The following is a 7,253-nucleotide window of genomic DNA, read 5'->3' as shown; positions in this document are numbered from 1 at the left end:
GAACGGTGGCCGGATAATGATTGGAATAGGTGGCCGGTTACGTCGGAATCCGCACGCCGCCCGGCCCGAGCGCCGGGCGGCGCGGTTTGGGCTCAGCCTTGGGCAGCCATGGAGCGGGCGACGTCTGCGGCGCTAATGCCTTCAAGCGCGAGGCCATAACCGATGCCCTCGTCGATCAGCCGGCGGAGCGGCTGGGTGAGCGCGATGCGGGTATAGCGGCCGGTGAGGCGCGGCAGCGCCGCGATGCCGTCGGCGATCTCGTGCGCGCGGGCGAGCAGGCGATCGGCGGGCACGATCTCGTTGACCACGCCATAGTCCCTGGCGGTCTCGGCATCGAGACGCTGCCGCGTGAGCAGAAAATAGCGACCGCGGATGGAGCCGATCACATGCGGCCAGAGCAGGTGCACGCCGTCGCCCGGCACGATGCCGAACTCGAAATGCGGCTTGTCCTGAAACACCGTTTCGGGGGTCGCCAGCACGATGTCGGTCAGCAGCGCATACTCGCTGTGAAGCAGCACCGGGCCATTGAGCGCGGTGATCATCGGCACCTCGATATCGAGGAGGTTCGACAGCACCTTGCGTCCCTCGCGCAGTATCTTGTCGTAGCCTTGGGGGGTGAAGAAATCGAAGCCTTCAGGGTCGATCGCGTCCATGAAGGCATCGCCCGTGCCGGTCAGGATCACCGCGCGGTTGTCGCGATCCTCGCCGATCCGGTGGAACAGCTCGACGAACTGCTCATGCGTATGGCCGTTGAAGACGAGTTTGCCGCCATTGGTGTGGAGCGTGACTTCCAGCACGCCATTGTCCTTGCGGTTGAGGCGGGCGTTGGGGAAGGAGCCGCGATAGGTGTCGAACGTGGCCATGGTACTGATCCTTGATCTTGAGCCGACGGTTTGTCGCCGCATGGGGATCAGTTAGGCCATTCCTGTATGAGACGGAGCATGGCGGGAAGCTATAAGGCTTATGCCTTCCCGGAATAAGTCGAATTCAATGCGGCTTCGACGAAGCTGGCAAACTGCCGCGCCTTGGCGCTGGCCATCCGCCCGGCGGGGAACACGGCCCAGAGATCGATCGGCGGCAGCGACCAGTCCTCCAGCACGCGCACCACCTCGCCGCTCGCCAGCTCGGGAACGAACATCCAGTCCGAGCCGACCGTCAGGCCCATGTCGGCCAGAACCGCGGCGCGCAATCCTTCGGCCGCGCTTACCCTCACCCGGCCGCGCACCGTGACCGAGGCCTCTGTACTCCCTCGCCTGAACGACCACACGTTCGACAGCTGGCTGTAGATAATCGTCTCGTGCTCGACGAGGTCGGCGGGGCTGTGCGGCTGGCCGCATCGGGCGATGTAGCCGGGCGTCGCGAAGACCGAGCGTCCGCCCGTCGCCAGCCTGCGCGCCAGCGCAGAGGAGTCCGGCAACACTCCCATTCTGAGCGATATGTCGACTCCTTCGGCAACCAGATCGATCACGCGATCGTCGAGGATCACGTCGATCTCCAGGCCCGGGTGCCGCTCAAGGAACCGGGGCAGCAGGGGAATGACGTGCAGCCGTGCGAAGGTGGTCGCCGCCGACACGCGCAGGCAGCCGGTCAGCCCCGCGCCGGCGCCGCGAGCGGCGAGTTCGGCTTCGTCGGCCTCCTGGATCGCCGCCTTGGCGCGCTCGTAAAAGCGCTGTCCTGCCTCGGTCGGCGTAAGTCCGTGGGTCGAGCGGATCAATAAGCTGACCTGCAGTCGGCCCTCCAGCTGCGCGATCGTCTTCGATACCGCCGGCTGGCCCACATTGAGCTGGCGCGCCGCGGCGGAGAAGGATCCCGTCTCCACCACCCGCACGAAGGCCGCCATTGCCTGATATCGGTCCACCGCTCATTCCTCCTTGGAATGAGTATTATCTCTTTAAGCCGCCTGCCCTGTCGAGTTGGAAAGAGACATCTGTTTCTCGCCCGTCCTGAGGAGCCCTCTTCGATGTTCGACGCCTACGCTTTCGCCACACCCAACTCCATCGCTGATATCGCGCATTTCGACTGGCTGTGGCGGCGCGAGTCCGTTGGCGTGGCGCTCGACGACACGCCCCATGTCGGCCGCTGGTACGCAGAAGTCGAGAGCCGCCCCGCCGTTCAGCGCGCGATCGCTCGGGTGAACGCCCTCATCCCCGCCGCCTGACATCCCGCATCCAGGAGAAGACCGATGACCCTGCAAGCCAGGCTCGATGCCTTCAAGGCCGACTTCGAAGCAGGCAAGCCGCCCTACAACGTGCCGCCGTCGGTCATCGAGACGATGCACCGCGCGACCGCGGAATTGATCGAGAGCGGCGCTGCCACGCGTGCGCTCAAGGCCGGCGACGCGGCTCCGGCCTTCACGTTGAAGGATCCCGACGGTCATCCTGTCTCGTCCTCCGACCTGCTCGCCAAGGGTCCGCTGGTCGTCAGCTTCTATCGTGGGATCTGGTGCCCCTATTGCAACATGGAGCTGCAGGCGCTCCAGGCCGCGCTACCGGAATTCCAGAAGCTGGGCGCCAGCCTGATCGCGATCTCGCCGCAAACGGCGGCGAACAGCCGCAAGTCGGTGCGTCAGAACGCGCTCGGCTTCCCGATCCTGTCGGACACGCACAACGATGTGGCGGCCGCCTTCGGTCTTCGCTTCGAGCTGCCCGTTTATCTGGTCGAGCTGTACAAGAGCCTGAAGAACGATCTGCCGACGTTCAACGGTGACCCGAGCTGGACGCTGCCGATGCCGGCCCGCTACGTGATCGGGCAGGACGGCACCATCCTCTACGCCGAGGTGAACCCGGACTATACCCGCCGCCCCGAACCCGAAGATATGCTTCCGGCGCTCCGTGGCGCCGTCGCCACCTGACCCAAGCGCCGCAGCCGCAGCGGTCCGGAACCAATTCTGCGAGGCTTGTCATGCAGCGGATCTTCCTCATCACGGGCGCCAGCAAAGGCATCGGTCTGGCACTCGCTCACCGTCTCTCGCGCTCCGGGCATGAGGTCATCGGCCTCGCGCGCCGCGCGGCGCCGGACTTCCCCGGCACGCTGGTTCCTGTCGATCTCGGCGATGCGGCCGCGACCGCCACCGCGTTGGCCGACCTGGCTGCCCGCTTCCGGTTCGCAGGCGTGGTCAACAATGTCGGGCTCGTCCGCCCGCAACGCCTCGGCGCCGTCGAACTCCCGGTGCTCGAAGAGGTGATGCGCGTAAATCTCCACCCCGCGCTCCAGGCCGTGCAAGCGATGCTGCCCGGCATGGTGCAGCAAGGCTGGGGCCGCATCGTCAACATCTCCAGCCTGACCGTCCTCGGCTCGGTCGAGCGTACGGCCTATGCCGCCGCCAAGGCCGCGCTCGTCAGCTTTACCCGGAGCTGGGCGCTCGAACTCGCGGCCACGGGAATAACGGTGAATGCGGTCTCGCCCGGCCCGACCGAAACGGAGCTGTTCCGCACCAACAACCCGCCCGGCAGCGAAGGCGAACGCCGCTATCTCTCGGGCGTACCGATGGGGCGCTTCGGCAAGCCTGACGAGATCGCTGCCGCCATCGCCTTCCTGATGTCCGATGAGGCCAGTTTCATCACCGGCCAGACGATCCATGTCGATGGCGGCGCCTCGATCGGCAGGGCTACCTTCTGATTTCATCGTATTTCTTAGGGAACCGACCATGTCACACCCCACCGCCCTGATCATCGGCGCCTCACGCGGGCTTGGGCTCGCCCTTGCCGAGGAGTGGCTGAACCGAGGCTGGCGGGTCATCGCCACGGCCCGTGGCGGCTCAGATCGCCTCGCCGAACTCAATTTGCGGTTTTCAGACGCGCTCGAGATCGAACATGCCGATATCGTGCAGGCGGACACGGTGCGCGCTCTGGGCACCCGACTGCGGGGACGAGAGGTCGACGTGCTCTTCGTCAACGCCGGCATCGCCCGCTCCAACGACAAGACACCCGTGGACGTCGGGGAGCAGGATTTCGTCGATATGATGCTGACCAACGCGCTTGCCCCTGTCCGCACGGTCGAGCTCCTGGGCGAACGGGTGGCGAGCGACGGCGTAATCGCGCTGATGTCATCGGAACTCGGCAGCATCGCCAATAGCACCGGGTTCTGGCCGCTCTACTCGTCGAGCAAAGCCGCGCTGAACATGCTGATGAAGGGCTATGCCGCCGAGCGGCCACATGACCCACGCGCGCTGCTGCTCATTGCTCCCGGCTGGGTGCGCACCGATATGGGCGGCGAGGAGGCGACGCTCTCAATTGATGAGAGCATCCCGCTTGTGGTGGACATGGTCGAGGCAAACCGCGGCAAGGCGGGGCTACGCTATGTTGATCGCTTCAACCGGGAACTGCCCTGGTAGGGGCTGCCAGCCAAAACCCGCTTCGGCTGGCCGGGTGAGCGGAGGGCGGAAAGCCCCCTCTTGTCCGGTGAGCATACCAAGTTGGTCTCCCCCGCACTCGCGGAGAGTTTGTCGGCAGGAAGCGAGCGCGGCTCGTCCTCACGACGAATTTCACCTCTCCGATCTCCGCCTCCACGGAGCGGAGGCCTCAGCCGGCGGCATGGGCCGCCCGGCGTCGGTCAAACGCAATCGCCACGACCTCGGCCAGCGCCGCCGTCGCCCCGATGGGCCAGACGGCGCCCGCCCCGATGATGCCGGCGCCCATTGCCGAGCCGATGGAAAAGCCGAGATACATGGTCGAGGTGTTGAGCGCGAGCGCGATCGACGCATCGGAAGCCGGACCGGCCGCGATAAGTCGCGCCATCTGGGCGGGAAACAGCGACCAGACACTGAAGCCCCAGGCGGCGATGGCGGCCAGCGCTATGAAGAATGCCTGCGCTGGCGCCATCAGCGTCGCGGCCGCCAATGCGGCAAAAGCGAGGGCAAGCACGATCAGCGAGCCCAGCACCACCCGGTCAGATCCAAAGCGATCATTGAGCGTTCCGCCGGCGGTGACACCGAACGCGGCGGCAATGCCCCACATCGAGACTGTCGCACCGACGCCGGCCGGCCCGAAGTCCAGTACGGCCTTCAGATAAGGCGCGATATAGGGATAGGCGGTGTAGGCGCCGATCGCCCAGAACAGGCTGACACCGAGCAAGCGCAGGATCGTGGGACGCCGCACGACGCTCAATCTCTGCGAAAGGCTGGCAACCGCCACACCGGAGCCGGCATCGACGCGGATGCCGAGCAGGATACCAAGAATTGCAACGAGGCCCATCGCGGCAACGGCCAGGAAGGTCGCGCGCCAGCCAAACGCATGCCCGACGATGGCGCCAAGCGGCAGGCCGAGCGCGATGGCAATGGTCATGCCTCCGCTGACGATGGCGAGCGCCCGCCCGCGCCTGTCGGGCGGGACGATGACGCCAGCCAGTGCATTCGCGCCCGGCACGTAAAGCCCCGAGGCGGTGGCCATGAGGATGCGGGCGAGCATCAGCGTCGCGAAGGACGACGAAAAGGCGGCGATCAGGTTTCCCGCCGTGAAGATCGCCATGGCGAGCAGCAGCGTGTCGCGACGGCGCAGGCGCGCGGCGAGCACCGTCGAGACCGGCGAACTCGCCGCCAGCACCAGCGTGAACACCACGACCAGCGTCGCCGTGGCCGACAAGCTCATACCGAGATCATCGGCTATGGTCGGCAGCAGTGGGGCGATCATGAACCCCTCCGTGCCGATGGCGAAGGTACCCAGCGCGAGGAACATCGGCGGCAGGAGAGAAGCCGCTCCCTCCTGCCGCCGGTGTTCCTGGACGACAGCGAGGGCGGTCGCGAGCGCGGGCAAGCATTGTTTTTCTTGCATTTCAGACGAGGCTCCAAAGCCGCGGCCGTGGGATGACGGCCGCGCGTGGTCCTGCTCCGGTCAGACCGGGATGGGGTTGGCGACAAGATCGAGGTTGAACGCGTCGACCAGCGCGTGCTCGCCGCTGCCGGGGTTGTCGCGCAGCGCCTTGATTTCGTCGACGAACACTTCTCGCGCGTCGGTCGCAAGGCCCGCCATCGTCCGCTCGATGAAGACGTCGAGCGGCATGGCGCGCGGATCGCCGCTCTTCCGGATCAGATCGGTATCGACCCATGGCGGGGCGATCTCCTGCACCGCGACGCGGGTGTCGCGCAGCATGAAGCGCCGCGACAGCGCGTAGGAGTGGAGCGCCGCCTTGGTGGCCGAATACACGGCGTTGGTCGCGATCGGCACATAGGCCAACACCGACGTGTTGTGAATGATGGTTGCCCGAGGCTGCTTCTTGAGATGCCCGAGGAGGGCCGAGGTGAGCCGGATCGGCCCGAGCAGGTTGGTGTCGATGATCCGACGCGAGACGGCATCGTCGACCGCACCAGAGGGATCGTCGAACGGCATGATGCCGGCGTTATTGATGAGAACGTTCAGGGAGGGATGGCTCTGCGTCAGCCGGGCCGCCACACGGGCGATATCCTCGTGATCGGTGATGTCGAGCTCGACACCGTCAATACCGGGATTTTCCGCCGCGATGACATCCAGCAACGCCTTGCGCCAGCCGGCCACGATCACCTTGTTGCCGAGCCTGTAAAAAGCTTCGGCGAGCCCCCTGCCGATGCCGGACGTGCCGCCTGTGATGAAAACCGTGTTGCCCGTCAGTTGCATGGAGATGACCTGCGTATCGCGCTGTGAAGGCTGGCGCGGACAATTGCACCCACGCCGTCGCGGCGACACCATCGCGCGGAGCATGCGAGTCTCAAATGTCATATATGCAGCAATTTCAGCCACTGCCCTGGCCCTACTGACGACGCCGTGCCTGCGAGGAGGCGATCAACCTCGGCGGCAGAGTCCGAACCGCCCCAGTTTTCTAGACGCCCTCGGCTTTGGCTTTGTGCTGCCGTTCGAATGCGATGGGTGACAGCATCCTGTTGCGTGCGTGCTTGCAGATGCGCGAGCCGGACCTGGTGCCGTTTCTTCCCGGTCTACCCGGCATCCTCATGGACCCGTCACGCGCCTTCGACGCGCAAGCCTTTCCATCCTGCGGCGCCGGCATGATCGGCTCTGCCTTTGACCTGAGCCCCTTTTCTCCTCCGGTTTAGGAGAGAGTCCGAGGGTTGATTTGGCCTCAGGCGGCCTGGGTTTCCAGTTGGATTGTTACGGCGAACTCGGCGGGGGATCGATTGCCGAGAGCTGAGTGGGGGCGGTTCTCCACTCCCTGCGTTGGCATCGCGAGTACTGCTTCAAGCAGTGAAGTCGACTGCATCGTGACGCTGCAACGTAAGCGTCGTCCTCAGGCCACGTTACTGAGGGTGGGCTTGGTGGGATAGGCCC

9 protein-coding genes are annotated in these 7,253 nt (G+C 65.6%); 5 read left to right on the top strand and 4 right to left on the bottom strand.

The window, feature by feature from the left end:
* Positions 1-92 precede the first annotated feature (92 nt).
* Both KHC27_RS13795 and KHC27_RS13790 read right to left on the bottom strand, forming a co-directional pair.
* A complete protein-coding gene (locus tag KHC27_RS13795; RefSeq protein WP_213339963.1) occupies positions 93-863 on the bottom strand; it encodes an enoyl-CoA hydratase/isomerase family protein in 771 nt (256 codons plus the stop codon).
* A gap of 98 nt (positions 864-961) precedes the next feature.
* Positions 962-1,840: a LysR family transcriptional regulator gene (locus KHC27_RS13790; RefSeq protein WP_246519934.1), complete on the bottom strand. Its 879-nt coding sequence runs from the start codon at positions 1,838-1,840 to the stop codon at positions 962-964.
* 120 nt (positions 1,841-1,960) lie between these two features.
* Between KHC27_RS13790 and KHC27_RS13785 the strand changes: the two genes are divergently transcribed.
* Genes KHC27_RS13785 through KHC27_RS13770 form a run of 4 tightly spaced genes read left to right on the top strand, consistent with a single transcriptional unit; the run spans position 1,961 to position 4,333 of the window.
* Positions 1,961-2,158 (top strand): glutathione binding-like protein, encoded by a 198-nt coding sequence (locus tag KHC27_RS13785; protein ID WP_246519933.1) that lies wholly within the window; start codon positions 1,961-1,963, stop codon positions 2,156-2,158.
* Positions 2,159-2,182: 24 nt separating this feature from the next.
* Positions 2,183-2,851: a peroxiredoxin-like family protein gene (locus KHC27_RS13780; protein WP_213339960.1), complete on the top strand. Its 669-nt coding sequence runs from the start codon at positions 2,183-2,185 to the stop codon at positions 2,849-2,851.
* Positions 2,852-2,901: 50 nt separating this feature from the next.
* Positions 2,902-3,618 (top strand): SDR family oxidoreductase, encoded by a 717-nt coding sequence (locus tag KHC27_RS13775; protein WP_213339959.1) that lies wholly within the window; start codon positions 2,902-2,904, stop codon positions 3,616-3,618.
* 28 nt (positions 3,619-3,646) lie between these two features.
* Positions 3,647-4,333, top strand: coding sequence for an SDR family NAD(P)-dependent oxidoreductase (locus KHC27_RS13770; RefSeq protein ID WP_213339958.1), 687 nt, complete (start codon positions 3,647-3,649; stop codon positions 4,331-4,333).
* Positions 4,334-4,520: 187 nt separating this feature from the next.
* Here the strand turns inward: KHC27_RS13770 and KHC27_RS13765 are convergent, their stop codons facing one another.
* Both KHC27_RS13765 and KHC27_RS13760 read right to left on the bottom strand, forming a co-directional pair.
* Positions 4,521-5,750 (bottom strand): MFS transporter, encoded by a 1,230-nt coding sequence (locus tag KHC27_RS13765; protein ID WP_246519932.1) that lies wholly within the window; start codon positions 5,748-5,750, stop codon positions 4,521-4,523.
* 78 nt (positions 5,751-5,828) lie between these two features.
* On the bottom strand, positions 5,829-6,587 hold the full coding sequence (locus tag KHC27_RS13760; protein WP_213339964.1) for an SDR family oxidoreductase: 759 nt from the start codon (positions 6,585-6,587) through the stop codon (positions 5,829-5,831).
* 245 nt (positions 6,588-6,832) lie between these two features.
* On the opposite strand from KHC27_RS13760, the gene KHC27_RS13755 reads away from it, so the two are divergent.
* Entirely contained in the window at positions 6,833-7,021 is a 189-nt protein-coding gene (locus KHC27_RS13755; RefSeq protein ID WP_213339965.1) for a hypothetical protein, read from the top strand.
* The last annotated feature ends 232 nt before the right edge of the window (positions 7,022-7,253 follow it).

Origin of the sequence: Ancylobacter lacus (genome assembly GCF_018390635.1) — a bacterium.
Lineage (GTDB): Bacteria > Pseudomonadota > Alphaproteobacteria > Rhizobiales > Xanthobacteraceae > Ancylobacter > Ancylobacter lacus.
This window is presented reverse-complemented; position numbering and strand designations above follow the sequence as displayed.

What these genes read in the sequence shown, in the direction of transcription:
- KHC27_RS13795 (WP_213339963.1), bottom strand. Translation starts at nt 863, where the DNA reads ATGGCCACGTTCGACACCTATCGCGGCTCCTTCCCCAACGCCCGCCTC.
- KHC27_RS13790 (WP_246519934.1), bottom strand. Translation starts at nt 1,840, where the DNA reads ATGGCGGCCTTCGTGCGGGTGGTGGAGACGGGATCCTTCTCCGCCGCG.
- KHC27_RS13785 (WP_246519933.1), top strand. Translation starts at nt 1,961, where the DNA reads ATGTTCGACGCCTACGCTTTCGCCACACCCAACTCCATCGCTGATATC.
- KHC27_RS13780 (WP_213339960.1), top strand. Translation starts at nt 2,183, where the DNA reads ATGACCCTGCAAGCCAGGCTCGATGCCTTCAAGGCCGACTTCGAAGCA.
- KHC27_RS13775 (WP_213339959.1), top strand. Translation starts at nt 2,902, where the DNA reads ATGCAGCGGATCTTCCTCATCACGGGCGCCAGCAAAGGCATCGGTCTG.
- KHC27_RS13770 (WP_213339958.1), top strand. Translation starts at nt 3,647, where the DNA reads ATGTCACACCCCACCGCCCTGATCATCGGCGCCTCACGCGGGCTTGGG.
- KHC27_RS13760 (WP_213339964.1), bottom strand. Translation starts at nt 6,587, where the DNA reads ATGCAACTGACGGGCAACACGGTTTTCATCACAGGCGGCACGTCCGGC.
- KHC27_RS13755 (WP_213339965.1), top strand. Translation starts at nt 6,833, where the DNA reads ATGGGTGACAGCATCCTGTTGCGTGCGTGCTTGCAGATGCGCGAGCCG.